Origin of the sequence: Novosphingobium sp. ST904 (assembly GCF_001298105.1) — a bacterium.
GTDB lineage: Bacteria > Pseudomonadota > Alphaproteobacteria > Sphingomonadales > Sphingomonadaceae > Novosphingobium.
The window spans coordinates 39,112-59,835 of the sequence record NZ_LGJH01000129.1; the positions used below are offsets into that span (position 1 = coordinate 39,112).

Annotated in this window: 20 protein-coding genes and 2 pseudogenes; 15 read left to right on the forward strand and 7 right to left on the reverse strand. The window is 63.0% G+C overall.

Annotated features, from left to right (window positions below; translation table 11 throughout):
- Positions 1 to 20: 20 nt before the first annotated feature.
- Positions 21 to 947: an NmrA/HSCARG family protein gene (locus ADT71_RS07970; RefSeq protein ID WP_054436095.1), complete on the forward strand. Its 927-nt coding sequence runs from the start codon at positions 21 to 23 to the stop codon at positions 945 to 947.
- A gap of 468 nt (positions 948 to 1,415) precedes the next feature.
- On the opposite strand, the gene ADT71_RS07975 is transcribed toward ADT71_RS07970, so the two are convergent.
- Complete coding sequence (locus ADT71_RS07975) at positions 1,416 to 1,862, reverse strand: MarR family winged helix-turn-helix transcriptional regulator (protein WP_054436096.1); 447 nt, start codon at positions 1,860 to 1,862, stop codon at positions 1,416 to 1,418.
- 220 nt (positions 1,863 to 2,082) lie between these two features.
- Here ADT71_RS07975 and ectA point away from each other — a divergent pair, with 220 nt between their 5' ends.
- The 10 genes and pseudogenes from ectA (at position 2,083) to ADT71_RS08025 (ending at position 11,950) form a co-directional block, all read left to right on the forward strand.
- Positions 2,083 to 2,562 (forward strand): diaminobutyrate acetyltransferase, encoded by a 480-nt coding sequence (ectA, locus tag ADT71_RS07980; protein ID WP_231635712.1) that lies wholly within the window; start codon positions 2,083 to 2,085, stop codon positions 2,560 to 2,562.
- Between the two features lie 118 nt (positions 2,563 to 2,680).
- A complete protein-coding gene (ectB, locus tag ADT71_RS07985; protein ID WP_054436097.1) occupies positions 2,681 to 3,997 on the forward strand; it encodes a diaminobutyrate--2-oxoglutarate transaminase in 1,317 nt (438 codons plus the stop codon).
- A gap of 30 nt (positions 3,998 to 4,027) precedes the next feature.
- Positions 4,028 to 4,414 (forward strand): ectoine synthase, encoded by a 387-nt coding sequence (locus ADT71_RS07990; protein ID WP_054436098.1) that lies wholly within the window; start codon positions 4,028 to 4,030, stop codon positions 4,412 to 4,414.
- Between the two features lie 18 nt (positions 4,415 to 4,432).
- Positions 4,433 to 5,359 carry an ectoine hydroxylase gene (thpD, locus tag ADT71_RS07995; RefSeq protein WP_054436099.1) on the forward strand — a complete coding sequence of 309 codons (927 nt, stop codon included), beginning with the start codon at positions 4,433 to 4,435 and terminating at the stop codon, positions 5,357 to 5,359.
- Positions 5,356 to 6,794, forward strand: a pseudogene (locus ADT71_RS08000) (aspartate kinase). Before thpD ends, ADT71_RS08000 begins: the two are co-directional and overlap by 4 nt.
- Positions 6,795 to 6,858: 64 nt before the next feature.
- Positions 6,859 to 8,127, forward strand: coding sequence for an MFS transporter (locus ADT71_RS08005; RefSeq protein ID WP_054436100.1), 1,269 nt, complete (start codon positions 6,859 to 6,861; stop codon positions 8,125 to 8,127).
- A 17-nt stretch (positions 8,128 to 8,144) separates the two neighbouring features.
- Positions 8,145 to 9,458: an MFS transporter gene (locus ADT71_RS08010; RefSeq protein WP_054436116.1), complete on the forward strand. Its 1,314-nt coding sequence runs from the start codon at positions 8,145 to 8,147 to the stop codon at positions 9,456 to 9,458.
- A gap of 104 nt (positions 9,459 to 9,562) precedes the next feature.
- Complete coding sequence (locus ADT71_RS08015) at positions 9,563 to 10,801, forward strand: mechanosensitive ion channel family protein (RefSeq protein ID WP_082370221.1); 1,239 nt, start codon at positions 9,563 to 9,565, stop codon at positions 10,799 to 10,801.
- Between the two features lie 3 nt (positions 10,802 to 10,804).
- Entirely contained in the window at positions 10,805 to 11,644 is an 840-nt protein-coding gene (locus tag ADT71_RS08020; protein WP_054436101.1) for a hypothetical protein, read from the forward strand.
- Positions 11,645 to 11,707: 63 nt separating this feature from the next.
- Complete coding sequence (locus tag ADT71_RS08025; RefSeq protein WP_054436102.1) at positions 11,708 to 11,950, forward strand: hypothetical protein; 243 nt, start codon at positions 11,708 to 11,710, stop codon at positions 11,948 to 11,950.
- Between the two features lie 13 nt (positions 11,951 to 11,963).
- Here ADT71_RS08025 and nhaA read toward each other — a convergent pair.
- The 6 genes and pseudogenes from nhaA to ADT71_RS08055 form a co-directional block, all read right to left on the reverse strand.
- Positions 11,964 to 13,057, reverse strand: a pseudogene (gene nhaA / locus ADT71_RS08030) (Na+/H+ antiporter NhaA).
- Positions 13,058 to 13,847: 790 nt separating this feature from the next.
- Positions 13,848 to 14,603 carry a DNA-binding domain-containing protein gene (locus ADT71_RS08035; protein WP_054436103.1) on the reverse strand — a complete coding sequence of 252 codons (756 nt, stop codon included), beginning with the start codon at positions 14,601 to 14,603 and terminating at the stop codon, positions 13,848 to 13,850.
- Entirely contained in the window at positions 14,600 to 15,430 is an 831-nt protein-coding gene (locus ADT71_RS08040) for a DUF692 domain-containing protein (protein WP_054436104.1), read from the reverse strand. Before ADT71_RS08040 ends, ADT71_RS08035 begins: the two co-directional genes overlap by 4 nt.
- 58 nt (positions 15,431 to 15,488) lie before the next feature.
- Positions 15,489 to 15,761, reverse strand: coding sequence for a hypothetical protein (locus tag ADT71_RS08045; RefSeq protein WP_054436105.1), 273 nt, complete (start codon positions 15,759 to 15,761; stop codon positions 15,489 to 15,491).
- A gap of 74 nt (positions 15,762 to 15,835) precedes the next feature.
- Positions 15,836 to 16,477 carry a DUF1109 domain-containing protein gene (locus ADT71_RS08050; protein WP_054436106.1) on the reverse strand — a complete coding sequence of 214 codons (642 nt, stop codon included), beginning with the start codon at positions 16,475 to 16,477 and terminating at the stop codon, positions 15,836 to 15,838.
- Positions 16,474 to 17,013 carry a sigma-70 family RNA polymerase sigma factor gene (locus tag ADT71_RS08055; protein WP_054436107.1) on the reverse strand — a complete coding sequence of 180 codons (540 nt, stop codon included), beginning with the start codon at positions 17,011 to 17,013 and terminating at the stop codon, positions 16,474 to 16,476. The genes ADT71_RS08050 and ADT71_RS08055 overlap by 4 nt, the downstream gene beginning before the upstream one ends.
- Before the next feature lie 192 nt (positions 17,014 to 17,205).
- Here ADT71_RS08055 and ADT71_RS08060 point away from each other — a divergent pair, with 192 nt between their 5' ends.
- From ADT71_RS08060 to ADT71_RS08075, 4 genes are all read left to right on the forward strand, one after another.
- Complete coding sequence (locus ADT71_RS08060; protein WP_054436108.1) at positions 17,206 to 17,478, forward strand: DUF2282 domain-containing protein; 273 nt, start codon at positions 17,206 to 17,208, stop codon at positions 17,476 to 17,478.
- Positions 17,479 to 17,548: 70 nt separating this feature from the next.
- A complete protein-coding gene (locus ADT71_RS08065; RefSeq protein WP_054436110.1) occupies positions 17,549 to 18,022 on the forward strand; it encodes a DoxX family protein in 474 nt (157 codons plus the stop codon).
- A gap of 952 nt (positions 18,023 to 18,974) precedes the next feature.
- Positions 18,975 to 19,988, forward strand: coding sequence for a serine hydrolase (locus ADT71_RS08070; RefSeq protein ID WP_231635714.1), 1,014 nt, complete (start codon positions 18,975 to 18,977; stop codon positions 19,986 to 19,988).
- A 13-nt stretch (positions 19,989 to 20,001) separates the two neighbouring features.
- Positions 20,002 to 20,478 carry a nuclear transport factor 2 family protein gene (locus ADT71_RS08075; RefSeq protein ID WP_054436121.1) on the forward strand — a complete coding sequence of 159 codons (477 nt, stop codon included), beginning with the start codon at positions 20,002 to 20,004 and terminating at the stop codon, positions 20,476 to 20,478.
- The last annotated feature ends 246 nt before the right edge of the window (positions 20,479 to 20,724 follow it).

Consider the following 20,724-nt stretch of genomic DNA (forward strand, 5'->3'; position numbering starts at 1 on the left):
TCGATCAAGAAAGGCTCACAATGTCGAATTCCGAAACCCCTCTAATCCTGGTGGCCGGCGCTACTGGCAAACAGGGCGGCGCCGTCGTTCAAGCGCTTTTGCAGGCAGGCCGTGCCGTCCGTGCATTGGTGCGCGATCCGGATTCGCTTGGAGCGCGGGCGCTTGCGGCTCGAGGGGTCGAGGTCGTCAAGGGCGACTATCACGATTCTGCCAGTCTCGATGCAGCGTTGGCGGGGACATGGGGCGCGTTCTCCGTGCAGATGGGCTCGCATCCCGGCGATCCGGATACCGAGATTGTCACCGGCAAGGCGTTCATCGAGGCGGCCCGTCGCGCAGGTGTCGATATGGTCGTCCACACCTCTGTCGCCCGTGCAGGCGATCAGCAGAACTTCGTCGGTTGGGACGAAGGCCGTTGGGAGCCGCTGTACTGGAACAACAAGGCGGCCGTGAACGACATGGTCAAGGCGCAGGGCTTCCGTCACTGGACGATTCTGAAGCCAGCTATGATTATGGAGGACCTTGTGCCGCCGATGGTGGAATCCATGTATCCCTCGCTACGTGAACGTGGCCGGTTCGAAACAGCGATCGAAGCGGATACCGGCATGGACTGGATCGCGGCGAAGGATATCGGCGCATTCGCGGCGGCCGCATTCGCCAATCCGGACCATTTCCATGGCCATGAGATCGACCTTGCCGCAGAGACCTTCACGATGCCTGAGGTGGCGGCTAAGATCACTGCGGCTACGGGGAAGCTTGTTTCGGCAGTTACGTTGTCGAAGGAAGAGGCGCTGGCAAAACCCTATGGCGAGCTGGGCTATCAGCACGAGTCATGGAACAACGTCGAAGGTTATAAGGTGGATCTCGACGCCGTCCGCAGTTGGGCCGTGCCACTGACGACGCTCGACGAGTTCATCGCGCAGAACCGCGACAAGTTCGCCATCGGCTGAACACTCGCACAATTTTTCCTCCACAGCCCAGCGTGTCCGCTTTTAGAAGCGAGACACGTTGGGCTGAATGCCCGCAAAGGGCGCGTAGCTGTCAAAGCACAGATGGCAATCTCTATGCCAGGAGCGTCAGCTTTCTTGGGCTACGTGCTCGGAACCGGACCGAGCAAAATGTCCCATTGCCGGCCGTTCATCGTGGCAGATCTCTCGGTGAACGAATGACCGCTTCGGAGACGCTCGTAGAAGGCGCTGAATGGCGGCTCTGTCCGCGTCTCAAGTCACCCTGACAGGGGTGGGGTTGGTTGCACTTGCATTCAAAGCGCTCGATGACCTTTTCGGCCATTCCGCCCAATGTTCAGTGTTGTTTGTCGGTCTGTCTCCCCAGCGCTCCAGCGACGACTTCGATGTGATGGGAAGGATGCGTGGCAATCTCCGCCGATTCTCTAAATCCGTCCGTTCGAAGCAGTTTAATCAGACCAGGCCTGCGCTCTCGGGCGTAAGCAACCCATCGAGCCGTTCGAGCGCAGCCAGGATCATCGCCTGCTCCCAGGAGGCAAGGCCGGCATAACCCTGGCTGAAGCGCATCTGGAGCGGAAACGGCGAGGCCTTCAGCTTTTCCCGGCCGAGTTCGGTGACTTGCAACAATACCTGCCGCTTGTCGGTAAGGCCGCGCGTGCGCGTCACGAGCTGCGCCGCCACCAGGCGATCGACGATGTTGGTGATCGTCGCCTGTCCAAAACCCAGGGCGCTCGCGACCGCGCTCGGCGTGATCGTCTCGTTGCCTCCGATCTGCCGTAGCACCAGTGCCTGCGAGGAGGTCAAGCTCGTCGCAGCGGCCATTTTCCGGTTCTCTAGCTCGGCTGCGTCGAGAATTTTTCGCAGGGCCAGAAGTGCCGCCGGTGTGAGATCGATTTCCATGCCCGATAGCTAGCTTTCCTGCGGGTTTGCGCCAAGCGTGAAGATGCTTCGAAAATCGAATTAATTGCAGTTCCATGACGGTGTGAAAGCGAACTTTTGAAACCGTACTGTTGCGCATACTCTCACAATCCCTATGGTATTACGCGAGAACCACGAATGACATGGCAACGGCCAAGCACGCGAACGTGCTTCGGAGGGTGAAGTAATATTCGATGATAATGTGAATGAAGTTGGCCCGCAGAGCGATTCCGCGAGCCCGATCCGCGCGCGCGACGAGGGCGGCGTTGCGGAAGGAAATTCCGGCGCTGCTATCGTCCTGCGCGAACCCAAAGCCGAGGACGGGCCGGCCATTTCCGCCTTGATCGCGGCATCGCCGCCGCTCGACGGCAACTCGGCCTACTGCAATCTTCTCCAGTGCAGCGACTTTGCCGGCACTTGCGTGGTCGCCGAAAGGGAAGGCCGGCTGCTCGGCTGGATTTCCGCCTATCGTCCGCCCTCCCGTCCCGACTGTATCTTCGTCTGGCAGGTCGCCGTGGCGGCCGAGGCGCGCGGGGAGGGCCTGGGTGGGCGCATGCTCGACGCATTGATCGCCCGCAGCGCTTCGCGCGGCGCGCGTGAACTCACCACGACCATTACCGAGGCGAACTCGGCCTCCTGGGCGCTTTTTTCCGCTTTCGCGCGCGCCACGGCGCCGTCCTGACGCGCTCCACGCGCTTCGAACGCGATGCCCATTTCGCCGGAGCGCACGATACCGAATGGCAGGCGAGCATTTCGCCGCTGCCGTTCATTCCGTCCAACTGAACAGGAAATTCCTCCAGATGACGACGATTCCCCAACCGAGCGCGCATGCGCCGGACACCAGCATCTATGACCGCCGCGAATCCCAGGTTCGCAGCTATTCGCGCGCCATGCCCCGCCAGTTCGACCGCGCCGAAGGCGTCTGGTTGCACGACAGCAAGGGCGGGCGCTATCTCGATTTTCTGTCGGGCTGCTCCTCGCTGAACTACGGACACAATCACCCGGTATTGAAGCAGGCCCTGATCGACTATATCGCCCGTGACGGCGTCACGCATGCGCTCGATCTCCACACCAAGGCCAAGAGCGAGTTCCTGCGCACGTTCGAGGAAGTGGTCCTGGAGCCGCGCGGGCTCGACTATCGGGCGATGTTCACCGGCCCCACCGGCACCAATGCTGTCGAGGCGGCCATTAAGCTGGCGCGCAAGGTCACCGGGCGCGAGATGGTGATTGCTTTCACCAACGGCTTCCACGGCATGACTCTGGGCGCGCTGGCCTGTACCGGAAATGCGGGCAAGCGCAGCGGTGCGGGCGTTCCCCTCAACCATGTCAGCCATGAACCGTTCGACGGCTACTACGGGCCGGATGTCGATACGGCCGAACTGCTGGAACAGCGCCTGTCGGATCCGTCCAGCGGGCTCGATGCGCCTGCTGCCTTCCTCGTCGAGACCGTGCAGGGCGAAGGCGGCCTCAATGCCGCTTCGCCCGAGTGGCTGCGCCGGATCGCCGCCATCGCCCACAAGCACGGCGCTTTGCTGATCGTGGACGACATCCAGGCCGGTTGCGGCCGCACCGGCGACTTCTTCAGCTTCGACGGCCTGGGCTTCACGCCCGACATCGTCACTCTGGCCAAGTCGCTCTCCGGCATGGGCCTGCCCTTCGCGCTGACCCTGATGCGGCCGGAATTCGATCAGTGGTCCCCCGGCGAGCACAACGGCACGTTCCGGGGCAACAATCACGCTTTCGTGACGGCCACGGCGGCCTTGCGCGAATTCTGGGCGGATCCGGCCTTCGCCGATGATATTGCCCGCCGCAGCGGCATCCTGGAACGCCGCCTCGAAGCGATCGCCGCCCGCCACGGTTTGTCCACCCGCGGCCGGGGCATGATGCGCGGCATTGATGTGGGGAGCGGCGAGGTGGCCGGAAAGATCACCGCTGCCTGCTTCGCGCAGGGCCTGATCATCGAAACCAGTGGCGCTTACGACGAGATCGTCAAGGTGCTGGCGCCGCTGGTGATCGACGATGCCGTGCTCAACGCCGGTCTCGATATCTTGGAAGAAGCCGTGGCCGAGGCGCTCCCCGCGCTCGCAGCGACGCGCAAGCTCGGCGTCGCCGCCTGAGCCCGATCCCAGCATTAAAGGAACATACCCATGATCGTTCGCAATCTCGAAGATATCCGCAAGTCCGACCGTCACGTCCAGGGCAAGGGCTGGGTCAGCGACCGTCTGCTGCTCAAGGATGACCGGATGGGCTTCTCGTTCCACGTCACTACAATGTTCGCGGGCGAGGAACTGCACATGCACTACCAGAACCATCTGGAAGCCGTGCTCGTCCTTCAGGGCAGCGGCACGATCGAGGATCTCGGCACCGGTGAGACCCACGAACTGAAGCCGGGGGTGATGTATGCGCTCAATGCCCATGACCGCCACATCGTGCGCCCGGTGGAGGACATACTCTGCGCCTGCACCTTCAATCCGCCCGTCACCGGCCGCGAGGTCCACGACGAGAACGGCGCCTATCCGGCTCTGGCTGACTGAGGGAGGGACAGGCAAACGATGCAGGATCTCTATCCCACCCGATGCGAAACCGAACCCAGGCTACAGCCGCGGGACGAACCCGTCGCGCGGCGGGCCTGGCACCCAGTTGCGCCGCTGACCGCAACCCAGGTCGAACAGTTCGACCGGAACGGCTATCTCGTGCTGGAAAACCTGTTCTCCGCGCAGGAAGTTGTCACGCTGCAGGCTGAAACCGGGCGCCTCCTGGCCGATCCCGCCGGTCTGAAGGACGAGACGGTCATTGCCGAACCCGGCAGCCGGGAAGTCCGCTCGATCTTCGAGATCCACGCCCAGAGCGACGTCATGGCCCGCCTTGCCGCGGACCGGAGACTGGCCGGTGTCGCCGCCTTCCTGCTCGACGACGAGGTCTACCTTCATCAGACCCGGCTCAACTACAAGCCGGGCTTCGCGGGCAAGGAGTTCTACTGGCATTCCGATTTCGAGACCTGGCATGCCGAGGACGGGATGCCCGCGATGCGGGCGCTGTCCATGTCGGTCCTGCTGGCGGAGAACACGCCGAACAACGGGCCGCTCATGGTGATCCCCGGCTCGCAGGGGACTTTCGTGTCCTGCGTCGGCGAAACGCCGCAGGACCACTACCGCCAGTCGCTGCGCCGCCAGGAATACGGCGTTCCCGACGAACTCAGCCTGGCCGAGCTGGCCCATCGCCACGGGATCGACGCGCCAGTCGGCAAGCCGGGTACGGTGGTGGTGTTCGACTGCAACATCATGCACGGCTCCAACGGCAACATCACGCCTTTCCCGCGCGCCAATGCCTTCCTGGTCTACAACGCCGTCAGCAACCGGCTGACGTCGCCCTATGCCGCGCCCGCGCCGCGTCCCGAATTCATCGCTGCGCGCGATTTCTCACCGGTAGTGCCGATTTCCGGCGCAATCGAGGGACTTGTCGAAGGAGTAGCGGCATGACGGGAACGCACAGCGTCGAGAAGATCGGCGGCACGTCCATGGCCGCCACCTCCACCGTGTTCGAGAACGTACTGGTCGCCGGACGCAAGGGCGCGGATATCTACAATCGGATTTTCGTCGTCTCGGCCTATGCCGGGATGACCGATCTGCTGCTCGAGCACAAGAAGAGCGGCGAGCCGGGCGTTCACGGCCATTTCGTGCGCAACGAAACGCCGGGCGCATGGCGCACCGCGCTGACCGAAGTGCTGGGCGCCATGTGGGCGCGCAATGCCGAAATGTTCGCGCGCCCGCAAAGCCGCGAGGAAGCGGATCGTTTCGTTGCAGAGCGGATCGCCGCGCTGGAATCCTGCCTCGACGATCTCGACCGCCTGCGCCGCCACGGCCATTTCCGCCTCTCGGAGCAGATCGCCACCTTGCGGGAAATGCTGGCCGGTCTAGGCGAGGCCCATGCCGCGCACTCGACGGCGCTGCTCCTACGCGATCGCGGGGTCAATGCCGTCTTCGTCGATCTTTCCGTCTGGAGCCAGGACGATCTAGTCGATCTCGACGAACGCATCCGCACGCCTTCGCCTCGATCGATCTCTCTCGCGAGATGCCGATCGTCACCGGCTACGCGGGCTGCGAAGGCGGCATGGTGCGCCGCTATGCCCGCGGCTACTCCGAGATGACCTTCTCCCGTATCGCCGTCGTCACCGGCGCGCGCGAGGCGGTCATCCACAAGGAGTTCCATCTCTCCAGCGCGGATCCCCGTCTCGTTGGCGAAAGCCGGGCGCGCAAGATCGGCTGGACCAACTACGACGTGGCCGACCAGCTCGCCAACCTCGGCATGGAAGCGATCCATCCGCGTGCGGGCAGGGGTCTGCGCCAGTCGGGTATCCCGCTGCGCGTCCGCAACACGTTCGAACGCCATGACGAGGGTACGCTGATCGAGGGCGACTACGTTTCGAAGGCACCGCGCGTGGAGATCGTCACCGGGCTCGCTTCGGTCCAGGCCCTGCAATTCTTCGAGCAGGACATGGTGGGAGAGAAGGGCTACGACGCGGCGATCCTGGAAACGCTGACCCGCCACGGCGCCTGGATCGTCAGCAAGAGTTCCAACGCCAATACCATCACCCATTACCTCAGCGGCACCGGCAGCGAACAGGCCGCGCAGATCGTCGACGATTTGTGCGCGCAGTGGCCCGGATCGGTGGTGACCGCGCAGGAAGTGGCGATGGTTTCGGTGATCGGCACCGACTTGTCGGAGCCCGGACTGGTGCCCCGCGCTCTTGCCGCACTGGACGGCGCGGGCATCGGCCTCGTCGCGCTCCAGCACCAGATCCGTAACGTGGACGTCCAGTTCATCGTTGCGGCGCCGGACTTCGAGGAAGCCGTCCGTGCCCTTCACGCCGCGCTGGTCGAGGCGGGCACCGCCACCGACCGCGCCGCGGCCTGACCGGAAAACGCGCCCTTTTCCCCGCTCGGTGGAAAGGGCGCCGCATCATCATGCTAGCATTGTCATGCTAAAGGCCATCCTTCCCGTCCGCAGCCTGCTGATCGCCATCTTCCTGCTCATGGCGGGCGGCGGGTTCCTCAACACGCTCGTCGCGCTGCGGCTGGAGCGGGCGGGAAGCGGTGCGCTGGCGATAGGTCTCGTCGGGACCGCCTATTTCGCCGGCCTCACCCTGGGGTCGGTTCGTGTGCCCGCGCTGGTCGGGCGCATCGGCCATATCCGGGCCTTCGCGGCGTTCGTCACGCTGCTCAGCGCAGATACGCTGGCCTATGCGCTCCACACCAACCCGGTGTTCTGGGGCGCGCTGCGCTTCCTCGATGGCCTGTGCCTCGCGGGGATCTACGTCTGCGTGGAAAGCTGGCTGAATGAGCGCGCCGAACCCGATCGTCGCGGCATGGTGCTGGCCGGCTACATGATCATGCTCTACGGCGGGCAGGCGGCGGGGCAGTTCCTTATCCGCCTGGGAGCGGGGGGACCGGCAGTGCCGCTGCTGGTGGGATCGATCCTGATTTCCCTGGCGGCGATTCCAGTGCTGCTGACCCGTATCGCCGCGCCCGAAACCGGCGATTTCGCGCCGCTGCCGTTTCGGGAACTCTACCAAACCTCGCCTCTCGGTATGGTCGGTGCCGGGCTGACCGGGGTGATGCTCGGCGCTTTCTATGCGCTCGGCGCCGTGTTCGCGCGCCGGCTGGGCATGGATCTTTCGCAGACCACCCTTTTCATGAGCGTGGTGATCCTGGGCGGCGTGGTGCTGCAATGGCCGCTCGGCTGGCTGTCCGACCGCATCGACCGCCGCAAGGTGATCGTGCTCGCTTTCGCCGGAACGCTGGCCGCCGCGCTGGCGATCGCCCTCACGGCGCAGGCGGGGATGCTGCTGCTCGGGCTCGGCGCCCTGTTCGGAGGCTTGAGTTTCGCGCTCTATCCCTTGTGCGCGGCCCATACCAACGACCACCTCGTGCCGGAAAAGCGCGTGGCGGCGAGCGGCGGTCTCGTGCTCGTCTATTCGCTGGGCGCCGCTGCCGGACCGGCCACGGGATCCCTGGCCGTGTCCATGACCGGCGCTTCGGGACTGTTCCTGTTCATCGCCGCCTGCGCGAGCGCCGCGCTTTCGTTCGCACTGCTGCGGCAGGCGAAGTCGGACCCCGTGCCCGCCCACCTTCAGGAAAGCTACGTCGGCCTGCCGCGCACCTCGCCGCTGGCCGCTTCGCTCGATCCGCTCGCCCCGGAAACATCCGCGGCACCGGACGAGTCCGGACAAACAGGGAGCCGTCATTGAATCCGCCCGCCAGAATACTGCCTGCCGTAACAGGGCCAGCCGTAACAGGGAGAGCCGAACCGCGCGACTTGCGCCGAGCCATCTGCGCATCCGCCATCGGCAATGCCACCGAGTGGTTCGACTACGGTATCTACGCCTATGGCGTGAGCTACATTTCCGCCGCCCTGTTTCCCGGCGAGACGGCGGAGGCGACGCTATTCGCGCTTGCCACTTTTGCGATCTCGTTCCTGGTGCGTCCGCTGGGCGGCCTCTTCTGGGGGCCGCTGGGAGACCGCTATGGCCGCAAGGCCGTGCTCGGCCTGACGATCCTGCTCATGGCCGGTGCCACTGTCGGCGTCGGCCTCATCCCCTCCTATGCCGCTATCGGCGGCTGGGCACCCGCGCTGCTCGTGGTCCTGCGCATGGTGCAGGGCTTCTCCACCGGCGGCGAATACGGCGGTGCCGCGATCTTCATGGCCGAATATGCCCCGGACGAGAAGCGCGGCTTCTACGGCAGCTTCTTGGAAGTCGGCACTCTGGCCGGTTTCAGCGCCGGCGCGCTGCTGATGCTGAGCTTCTCGCTGCTGCTGGGGGATACGGCGATGCGCGAATGGGCTTGGCGCCTGCCGTTCCTGCTGGCCGGTCCGCTGGGGCTGGTCGGCCTCTACTTGCGGGCGCGCATGGCGGAGACGCCGCTGTTCCAGGAAGCGGAGGCGCAGCGCGAGAGCGGAGAGGCGGAACCAGCCGGACTTCGCCACCTGCTTTCCCGCTATCGCCGCCCCCTGCTGGCGATGAGCGGCCTCGTCATCGCCCTCAACGTGGTCAACTACACGCTGCTGAGCTATATGCCGACATATCTGGAGCGCCGCCTCGGCCTTGCCACCGACACGGCTCTGATCGTGCCGATCTCGGGCATGCTGTTCATGATGCTCCTGCTCCCGTTTGCAGGAGCCCTGTCCGACCGGATCGGTCGCAAACCGATGTGGCGGGCATCGCTGCTGGGGCTCACCCTGCTGGTCATCCCGCTCTACCATCTTATGGGCATCGGCCCGGTACAGGCGGCGATCGGCTACGTCCTGCTCGGCCTGCTCTATGTGCCCCAACTCGCCACGATTTCGGCGACCTTCCCGGCCTTCTTCCCCACCTCGGTACGATTTGCGGGCTTTGCGCTGGCCTACAACCTGTCTACCTCGTTGTTCGGAGGCACGGCGCCCCTATTCAACGCCTGGCTCATCGATGTGACGGGCAACCCGCTCGTACCGGCCTACGTCATGATACTGGCCTGCCTCTGCGGTCTTCTCGCGCTGGAATTAACACCCGAGAGCGCCGGAAAACCACTGCCAAGGACTTGAACAGGTCGCCGTACCGATCCTTTTGAGGAACCGTCTTGCCTACCCGATCCCCATCGACTTTCCGTTTTCCAACCCTGGACCTGCCCTGGGCGAGCGAGCCCTGGATGCAGACGGGCATCGCCCTGCTGGCGCTACTGGCCGGTGCGGCCCTGGCGAACTGGGTCGCCAAGCGGATCGTGCTCAAGGGCGTGCTTCGCCTGCTCGGGCGTAGCCCGTTCGAAGCGGAAGCCCGCCATGTCGGCGCCATCGCCGCGCGCCTTTCGAACATCCTGCCGACCGTGATCGTGCAAGTGGGCATCGCCGCTGTGCCTGGCCTGCCGATGGAGTTCGTTTCGCTCGTCCACAGCCTTTGCGCAGTGATCATCATCCTGACGCTTGCCCTTGCCGTCACGGCGACGCTGACTCTCGGCAACGAGCTCTACCAGCGCCGCCCCGATGCCAGGAACCGGCCGATCAAAGGCTATGTCCAAGTGGCCAACCTGCTGGTCTATGCCGCAGCCGCGATCCTGATGCTGGCGGCGCTGATGAACCAGTCGCCGCTACTGCTCTTGTCGGGCCTCGGCGCCATGGCGGCGGTTCTCATGCTGGTTTTCAAGGACACGATCCTCTCGCTCGTCGCGTCCGTGCAGATTGGTTCCAACGACATGGTCCGCGTTGGCGACTGGATCGAGATGCCCAAGCTCGATGCCAACGGCGATGTGATCGACATCGCCCTGCACACCGTGAAAGTTCAGAATTTCGACAAGACGATCACCACGATCCCCACCTATCGCCTGATTACGGAGAGCTTCCGCAACTGGCGCGGCATGTCCGAGTCCGGCGGCCGCCGGATCATGCGAGCGTTGATGATCGACCAGAGTTCGATCGGCTTTCTCGGTGAGGCCGACCTTGCGAAATTCGCGCGGTTCGGTGTGCTGCGCGATTATCTCCGGCAGCGTCAGGACGAAGTGCAGGGGTGGAACCGGGAGCATGCTCCCAGCGAAGTGCTCGATGCACGGCGGTTGACCAACCTCGGCACTTTCCGCGCCTATGTACTGGCCTATCTGAAAGCGCGGCCGGATATCGCCGACGACAAGACCCTGCTGGTGCGTCAGCTGGCGCCCAGCGAGAATGGCCTTCCGCTCGAAATCTACGCTTTCGCAACAACTACCGTCTGGGCGCAATACGAAACGATCCAGGCCGACATCTTCGACCATCTGCTCGCAGTCATGCCGGAATTCGGGCTGAGGGTTTTCCAGCGGCCAACGGGGGCAGATTTTGCCTTTCTCTCGCGAGGTCCAGGGCGTAGCCCTGAAGGCAAGTTCCTCTCGCCCACCCCTGTATCCTTTCAGCGGAACCCCTGAACTATGCCCGCTCGCCTCCCAATCCTGCTGATCGGCCTGGCGGCCGCCACCTGCTCGCTCATATCCAGTGCCTCGCGTGCGCAGGTCCGTTCCCTTTCCGCGGACCAGGCAACCTACGTGGACACAGTAGAGCTCTCGAAAAAGGCCGACCTTGTCGTGCTTGCGCGGATAACGCAATTGAAGCCCGTAGCGGGCACTGCACCGGGCACAGGGCTGCCAAATCATCGTCGCTACTATGCCGAAGCCAGCACGCGGGCGCTGCTATACGGCAAGAACGGGATCGGTGGTTCGCTGCAGTATCTGGTCGATCTGCCCGAAGCTTCAGCGCAAAGCGCCACCGATTGGATGGGGAAGGATGTTTTCCTTTTCGCATCGCGCGTGCCTGGTCGACCCAAAGAGATCAAGCTGGTGGAACCCGCCGCGCAGCAGCTTTGGTCTCCAGAACGGGAGAGCCGCCTGCGCGGGGTACTTCGTGCGCTGGTCTCGCCGCGTGCGCCAGCCCCCGTAACCGGTGTAAGGGAACTGGGCTATGTTCCCGGAAATCTTGCGGGGCAGGGTCGCACGCAGATCTTCCTTGATACGAAAAAGGGGCCGGTGACCATCGCCGTGCGTCACATGCCCGGCCAGCCCGAAAACTGGGGTGTCTCGTTTTCGGAACTGACGGGAGGCGATCTGCATCCCCCCACCAAAGACACGCTCGAATGGTACAACCTTGCCTGTTTCCTTCCGGCGTCACCTCCGCAAAGTGCTTACGTCTCGGGCGCTTTCCCCTCCAAACAGCAAGCTTACGCAGACTATCGCATGGTTCTGGCGGCACTGGGGCCATGCGAGCGGAGCCAATAGATATCCACGCATCGCATCGCACGGGATTGATACCAGCGGACTTTAACGGAGATCAGCATAGCGTTGCATGCGTTCCTGATCCGATCGGACAGGCCGGGGCCACTGGCGATCGATGCAGCAAACCTCCTGCATGTAAGTCCAGATGCCGCGCTGCTGGCGCTGCTGATCGGCGCCTCGTCGGATTTCCTGACGCCGAACGGTCATCAGAACAATCTCCTGGTCACGGGGCCCGGAGGCTACCGGTTCAGCGACTACGCGCACATGGGTGCGCCGCTGGTTGCGCTCGTCGTGGGCTGCGCGCGCTAACCCTCTCGCTCCTTTACGCCTGATCCGGGATTTCCCGGTGCGCCAGGCGCAAAACGATGAAGCCGGCCAGCCCCGAGAGGAGGGAGCCTGCAAGTATACCGATTTTCGCTTCTGACTGGAGTATCGGAGCACCGGGGAACGCCAGCAGCGTGATGAACAGGCTCATGGTGAAACCGATGCCGCACAGCAGGGCGACCCCCGGCATCTGCATCCGGCTTGCGTGGGCAGGCGCATCGGCAAGACCAAACCAGACAGCAAGCGCGGTAAATCCGAAGACGCCAATCGGCTTGCCGAGAAGCAACCCCACTGCGACGCCAAGCGTCACCGGCTCGGCAAGCGCGCGAAGCGGCAGGGTGAGTACCGGGACACCTGCGTTTACGAGCGGCGAACAGCGGGACGATGATGAAGCCCACCGGCACGTGCAGCGCCTTTTCGAGCCGGTGCAGTGGACTGGCGGCGTCGCTGTCGTGCTTCCTCGGCGTGATATCAAGCGGAATGGTCAGGGCCAGCGCGACACCGGCCATGTTGCATGGATACCCGAGCGGAAAACAAAGAACCACAGCAATGCGCCGACGAGTGAGTAAGGCAGCAGCCTGAGCACTTTCAGGCGGTTGAGAGCGATCAGGATCGTCACGACTTCGCCCGCGCAAGCGAGCTCAACCATGGAGATTTGCGCTGTATAGAGGAGCGCGATGATGATGACAGCGCCGAGGTCGTCAATGATCGCCAAGGCTGCAAGGAATACCTTTAGCGATGCCGGAACACGGGTGCCGAGCAGCGAGATCCAAAAGCAATATCCGTCGCAGTAGGAATGGCCCATCCGCGCGCCGTTTCACCGCTATTGAGGCCAAAGAACAGCAATGCGGGGACAAGCATTCCGCCAAGCGCGGCGATGCCGGGCAAGAGACGCCGCGGCCACGAGGCGAGCTGCCCGTCGAGCATTTCGCGCTTGATTTCCAGTCCGACCAGCAGGAAAAACGCCGCCATGAGCGCATCGTTGATCCAATGCGCCAGAGAAAGTGGTCCGACATGAAAACGCAGGATTGCCTCATAGTCCGGGGCAAGAGGCGAATTGTCCAGGACGAGCGCAAGCGCTGCCATCGCCATTAGGATCAGGCCGGCATTGGCCTGACCGTCGAGAAAACGACGAAGCGCACTGGGGGATTTGAGGCGAGCGAGGGCCAGACGGACTCCGGGCGTGGTCTGAGATGCAACGGCGGCCCGACCGATGCTACAAAACCTGCCGCCATTAATGGCGAACACCCGGCTGTCGCTATTGAAGACCGGAAAAGCATGACGCAAGGGCCATGGTTTCTGAAACTGACAACGTTCGCTTGTCCTTGAAACTTCAAGCAGTGCCGAGATAGGGGTTCGCGGTTTTCCCGAAACCTTTCCACGGGATCCACCGATCTCTTCACGGCCCGTCTCGAAAATCCTGAATGGGCAAACAAATCTGGACGCACGAAGGCTAGAAAGATCAGCGACGGAAAGACCGGTAAGCGGCGCTGTAGACGGACATAGGAGTTCGATCAGGCCGCACCTCTCGGTCAACAGCACGCAAGCCGGCATCGACGTAGTTCTTTCTGGCCACGGGATCGTCCGGAGTTTTGCTTATCAGGTAATGGATCATCTGAAGAACGGCAGGTTGCAGGAGATATTACCCAAGATTCCGAACCCGATCCTGCCGCTCATGCCATGAAGGATCGTCTCGAAGTGCTCCGGCCAGCGCGACAGTTAGAGGCAGCCATGCTCCAAGAAGCCGAAGCCGACGATCAGCCGAAGTGGCACCGCGGTCCCGTCTCCCTGAAGGAACAGTGCGGCAGTCGTCAATCTGCTCAAATCCGCGATAATAGCTCCTTCCTTTAAAGGAAGGCCTACGCAATGCAACTTTGCCGAGTTACAGTTTGGCGTCAGCTATTTCGGCAACGATGCTGTCGGACAGCCATTGCCGGAGGTAGGCGCCTGCCATTGCAGGGCCTGCTTTCTCCCCTACATGCGCCACCAATTCGGCACAGAATGCGCCAAACGTGCCCCCCTTCGACAGGCCTGCCAACGCTTGCCCTTCGGCCGGTTCGAGTGTGCGGAAGGCCGGTGTGAACCCTTCACGCCAGACGAGGATCGTCGTCGGTTCAGGAAGCGGCTGCGCTGCCGGTGGCGCCGTGCCCTGCGAAAGGGCCGACCAAATCGCGGCGGCATTGCTGGTCGTGGTCAGCAGGGTCAGACTGGGGACGAAGTGCAGCCGGGCGTGATCCCACTCGATCGCGCCCAGACTGGCCGGATCGAGTGGAGCGGCATCCGGCGCGGTGAAGGCCTGTGCCAGCGCGTGTTCCAGAACAGCCAGATCCGCGACCTCCGGATCGCCCGGATAGAGCCGCCGGAGCGTGACTGCAAAGTCCGCGCCGTAGGCATCCAGCGTCCAGCTGGTCGGCGCGGCGCGGTCGATATGCGTGGCTGCCGCAGCCTCGAAAGCGGCATCGCCCAGCCAGGCGTGGACGTTGCCATAGCTTTCTTGCAGGCAATCCATCAGCTGGGCACGGTAGTTATTGAGATAGATGCTTAAGCCGGCCTCGAACCGGGCTGCGCAGAGAGGAGCGGGCCGCGCTTCGTTGGTGAGCCACTCGCGGAATCCTGCCTGCAGGGCCTGAAGGCTCATGCTGTCCTCCTCGCCGGATCGCAGGCGATACGGCGCGCCGTGTCCAGTTCGGCCAGCAGGTCGGCAAGCGGGGGGATAGCGTCGTCACGTTCGATCATCGTCGCGACCTGGCCGATGTGGGCGATCGCTTCGGCATATAGCGACCAGACCGACGGCGGCACCGGCTTGTCGTGGGTGTCGATCAGCAGCTCGCGGCCTTGGCTGTGGCCGGCCAGATGGATCTGACGCACCCTGTCTGCCGGAATGCCTGCAAGGTAAGCGACGGGATCGAACCCGTGGTTGCGGGCGCTGACATAGATGTTGTTCACGTCCAGCAACAGCTCGCAGCCGGTTCGCTGGCACAGTGCGGCGAGAAAGGCCCATTCGCTCATCTCACCCTCAAGTGCCAGATAGCTCGACGGGTTCTCGATCAGAATCGTGCGGCCCAGACAGTCCTGCGCCCGATCGATATTAGCGCAGACCACGTCCAGCGCCTCGGCCGTATAGGGCAGCGGCAGCAGGTCGTGCGAGTTGAAACCACAGATTCGCGACCAACTCAGGTGATCAGAGACGAACAACGGATCAATCGCATCGACCAGCGAGCGCAGGCGCCCGAGGTAGTCCAGATCTAGACCATCTGCCGAGCCGATCGACATCGAGACGCCGTGCAGGGCCACCAGATGACGCTCCCGAACCCGGCGCAGCACATCGAGGGGGCGCCCGCCATCGACCATGAAATTCTCCGAGATCACCTCGACGAAATCGACCGGGACGGCTGCTTCGCCGTCCAGGAAATCGCTGTAGTGCGGCTTGCGCAGGCCAAGGCCGAACCGGTGGGTCGCGAACATCGTATTGCTCCTGAAAAATAGCCCGGCCAACGACAGAAGCGACGGCCGGGCCGCTCGATCACTTCGGCGGGGTCAGGCTGCCGCCATCGGCTGCGCACTGCTTGGCGCTCTCGGACTTGAAACCCTGTCCCTTGCAGTCGTTCTGGCCTTTGCAGTCATGGCTGGCGGTCTTGCAGTCTGACTGGCCCTTGCAGGCGTTGACGCCGAAACATTCGACCTGCTTGGCGCTGCTCTTGGCAAAGGCAGGCGCGGTGGCTGCGGTGCCGGACAGGGCGATGAGGGCGGCCATGGCGGCGAAACCTGCGGTGGCAGTGCTTTTGGATGGGGTCATGATGCTCTCCTGTAGGTAGATTTGCCGGATTGGCCCTTCTCCTACGCAGGTGCGTCGGCCCCGGTTACACACACCTACCAACGAAGAAGACGCGGCCCCAGAAAGGCACCGGCAAGTGCGGCCAACAGGATGCCCAGGCTGTACCAGGTGAGCACGAAGATCGCCGATACTTCAGGGCAATGCAGGCAATAGATCGTCGCTGCCCATGCCCCTGCCGCAAGTCCCGCAGCAGCGCCCGCTTCGCGCAGGCGCGTGGGCGCGAGACGGCGGAAGGACCACAGCAGGCCGATGAAGATCGGCATTGCCAACGTCAGCACCAGCCACGGACAGACCTTCCAGCTCGCCCCCAGCCACATGCCGAGCCATTCGCGCGACGGGGTGGCGGCAAGCTCGGCGATGCCGATCCCGGCAAGCAGCAGGACCGGCACGATCAGCCACCACAATCCGCGCAAGCCGGAGGATGTCGGGCGCGACAGGCGAATGACGGCAACGATTGCGCCGATGCCCAGCGAAGCGGTGTAGGTCCACTTCATCCAGAACGAGAAGCCGTGCATTGCGGTGTGGAGATCGGGCCGGATGCCCAGAACCTTCGCTACCAGCAGCGCCGTGACGAGCCCACCACCCACGATGCCAAGCCCAATCCTGCGACCCATCGCTCTTCGCGATACGCGCGGCGCGTCGCGGCTGAGGGAACGGATGAGGTCTTCGGTCTTCATGTCCGCTCTCCCCGGATACGGGCGGCGAGCGCCTTCAGTCCACGATGCACGGATACCTTAACGTCGGATTCCCCGATGCCGGCGCCGGCGGCGGCTTCGGATATGCTGAGGCCATCGACATGCGTATCATGGATCGCGCGCGCCTGCTTGGGGGACAGAGTGGAGAGCAGCGCGTCCACATCCATGCGTGCCGATGCCGCATCCTCGAACCCCTCGACGATCAAGATCGTCTCTACATCCTCGATCGACACCGACAGGCGCCGCCTGCGAAAATGGTCGATCAGCCGATAGCGGGCAATGGCGTAGAGCCAGGCGGTGAACGGCCGGTCGCGATCGTAAGTCGCGCGTTTGCCATGTACCGAGATCAACGTTTCCTGCACCAGATCCTCGACATCGTCCTGTGCGTCGCGCATCCGGCGACGGTAAAAGGCCCCCAACAGCGGCACGAGCGCGCGCAACAGCGCCTCGTGCGACGCGGCGTCGCCATCGAGACCTGCGGTCATCCAGTGTCTGAGTTGTGCTTCGCTCGCCTGCATTCGGCCTCCAGCACATGTCTACGCGGCATGGTGGCGCAAGGTTACACGCCGAGCGTATATCCATCAGAGAAACTTTCTGCCGAACTCTGTGTAACCGGCCTGCGACCCGCTGCGTAAGTCCCGGCATGGACCGCCGATCCATCGATGCGGCCCTGAAGAGTCTTTCAGACACCCCATTCGAGGAGATTTCCGATGAACCGCACTCATGCCGCTTTCGCTGCCACTCTTGCCCTTACCCTCACCGCTGCCAGCGCTCATGCCGCGGATGGCGCGAAGGCACCGATGGAAAAGTGCTACGGCGTCGCCAAGGCTGGAAAGAACGACTGCAAGGCTGGAGCCGGGACCAGCTGCGCGGGCACTTCGAAGGTCGATTACCAGGGCAACGCCTGGAAGCTGGTGAAAGCCGGAACCTGCGCCGCGATCAAGACGCCCAAGGGCATGGGATCACTGAGCCCCAAGGCCTGAATAGGCAAGCCTGAGAAGGACGGCGCCGCCTCGCTACGGACGGCGCTGCCCCTCGATTGAGAGGATCACTATGGCATCCCCCCTTCAGATTTACCGCCGCGCCCGAGACGGTGTACAGGACGCTCTGCCAGATGCAGCACTGCTTCTCGTTGCCCGATTCGGTATCGCTGCCGTATTCTTCCAGTCGGGTCGGACCAAGGTGGAGGGCGTGCTCTCTATTACCGACAGCACCTACGAGCTGTTCCGCAGCGAATACGCCTTGCCCTTCATCGATCCGGTGACGGCCGCCCGCCTCGCAACATATTCGGAGCATCTCTTTCCGTTGCTGCTGGTGCTGGGTCTATTCACTCGGCCTGCGGCCCTCGCGCTGTTAGGCATGACATGCGTGATCGAGATCTTCGTCTATCCCGCTGCCTGGCCGACGCACCTGAGTTGGGCAGGGCTCCTGCTTCCGCTCATCGCGCGCGGAGGCGGGGCATGGTCGCTCGACCGGCTCGCCACCGTTTCATATCTTTTTTACCGGAAAGAACCTCGTCATGCATGACATCGAGGCCAAGGGAGCCGTCATTCGATACAACCACATGCGACGTGGAACATGACGACCGTCAGATTCTCATGAATCAGCGTCGTCCCGCCCAGCCACCCGGCCTTCAAACCGGGACCAGATTGGCGTTATTAGCCACAGTGACGCGGGCACAATCGATGGTCATGTCGAGGCTGCAATGCGCAAGATGCTGCGATAACTCCAAACAGCCCACAAGCTCACCGTGACTGGCAAGATAACGCAGCAGGCACTGGATTTACCGAAAATTGCGCGCAGCTGACCTGCTCGCCGGATACCGCTCTGCAGTTGTAAGGCGGAACCTCAGCACTTATCAAACGACGTTTTGGCGCCAAGCGTCGGGTTTGGGTCGGCAGCCAACGCCGCCAAGACGTCAGCTATCGACCAAATTAGGTTGTTCAGAAGAGGGTGAAGATTGGTGAACGGAAGGCTGCTTTGAGGGTTGGCAAGTGATGCGCTGAACGGCAGGTCTGTCGGCGTTTTGGATCAGGAGTGCAGGGCAGGGGCTTGGCAGCTACGCGCCCCATCCAAGCCGTCCGACCGAGATTTTGCCGTGCTTGGAAGCGGTCATTCAAATTATGACTGGGTCTGGGACAAGCCCGCCATTCGCGAAGCATTCGACAAACGGCAGCTCCGGTCGGCAGCGGTCATTCCACTCGAACGCTGGTGTCGCGACTATGCATGCTGAACTGTCGACCTGGGCAACTCCCAAGCCGAAGATCGTGGACGGTTTTAGTGCAGTTGCGTCCCATAAACGATGGTAAGTAAAATGGGAATCTCGCTTCCCTTCCCAACGCACGCAGGACGATACAGCCGAGCAATCCGTGTTGCTGCCGCACATCCACTTCGCTAACTGTTGCGCATGAGTAATACAGTTGGTGTGCTGAAACGGATAGCTCCGAGCGTCATTATTGCGGTTCTGGCTTGCGTGTCGATGGCAGAAGCCAGAACCAATGCATTGTTGCCGGACATGACCACAACCCTCCGCGAACAGCGCGTGGAGAGCGCGTCGGTCGCACTGATCCGCCACGGGCGGATCGTCTCGACGGGCGCATGGGGCATGGCTGGCCCAAGCCGAGCGGCGACCATCGCCACACCATACAACCTTGCATCGCTGACGAAGCCGCTGACGGCAGAAGTCATCTTGCGTTTGGTATCGGCCGGCAAGCTGTCGCTCGATGAGCCGATGGATCGCTACTGGAGCGACCCCGATCTGTCGTCCGATCTCCGGCGGACGAAGCTGACGGTCCGCATGTCGTTGAGCCATCGCAGTGGGTTGCCGAACTGGCGCGATGCGAAGGGGCTGGCGTTCGATTATGATCCCGGCACAACCACCGGCTATTCAGGCGAAGGGTATCAATATGCGGCGCGCTACGCAGAGCGTCGCACCGGGCAGTCGTTCGAGGCGCTTGCGGTGCGGTGGCTGTTCGCCCCGGCCCATATGCGTGCATCCGGCTATGTATCCGCTCAAGGAGCGACCCAGCCACTCGCAGTGCCCTATGACGAAACGGGCAAGCTGCTGCACGTCGAGCCGGTAACGCGCTTCAATGCTGCCGACCTGGCCCATGCAACGGCGCGCGATTATGCGCGCTTCCTAATCGAGGTCCGCAATGATCGGGGCATTACCGCTTCCATCGCGGCAGAGCGCAAACGATCGCAGGCCGACCTGACGTCCGACATATGCGTCGGAGCGAAGGCAACCACCTGTCCGCCTTGGACTGGTTTCGGGCTAGGCTGGCAGCTTCTCGGCTTTCCTGGCGAGACGACCATGCTCCACACCGGCAAGGATGCCGGGGCTTTCACCTTCGCCGCTATCAATCGCGCGAGCGGTGACGGGATTGTCATCCTGACCAACAGTGACAACGGATGGCGGGTCATCCTGCCCATTCTCGAACGCACCGGCAGCGATCCGAGACTGATCGCCTTCCTCCGCGGCCAGATGAACTGACAGGAGCATGAGCATGATAACCGCCATCGCCGTTGCCACAGCGCTGCTCGCGGCGCCCGTGCCGCCTCCGGCCGATCAGTTAACGACGGAGATCGGCGCCCTCGATGCCAGGGTATTCGACGCCTACAACCGCTGCGACCTGCCGACCTTCTCCGGATACTTCGACCCCAAGGTCGCCTTCTATCACGACACCGGCGGTGCGACGTTCGAGCGTGACGCGATGGTAGATGGTGTGCGCAAATACATTTGCGGAAAGGTGAAGCGCGAGCTGATCCCAGCCACGTTTCGCGTCTATCCGATCAAGGATTATGGCGCGATTGAGGAAGGCGAACACCGCTTCTGTGAACTCGCTACAGGACGATGCGAGGGTATCGCCAAGTTCGTGATGGTCTGGGCGAAACAGGACGGCATCTGGCGGATCACCAGCGTCCTCAGCTACGGCCATCGCGCCGCGACGCCCGCCGAGCAGCAGGGCGCTGCTGAAAAATAGCTCACAGTCCGCCTCCCGATTGGGAACATCCAATGGGACAGCTTGAGCGCAGCACGCGCCATGTTAGCCCAATGGAGGTCGTTCACGTTCGCTCGCGCTTCGGTTAATGGAGTTCAGCTTTCAGGATGCCCGGATGTGGCATTGAGTGTCATCTGTGGACGCCCCTTCGGATGCAAGCAGTAAATCGGGGTTTGTTGGCACGTAGTCGGATGCTGTCATCTGTCCGGCCTCGATGAGCAGCGCCAT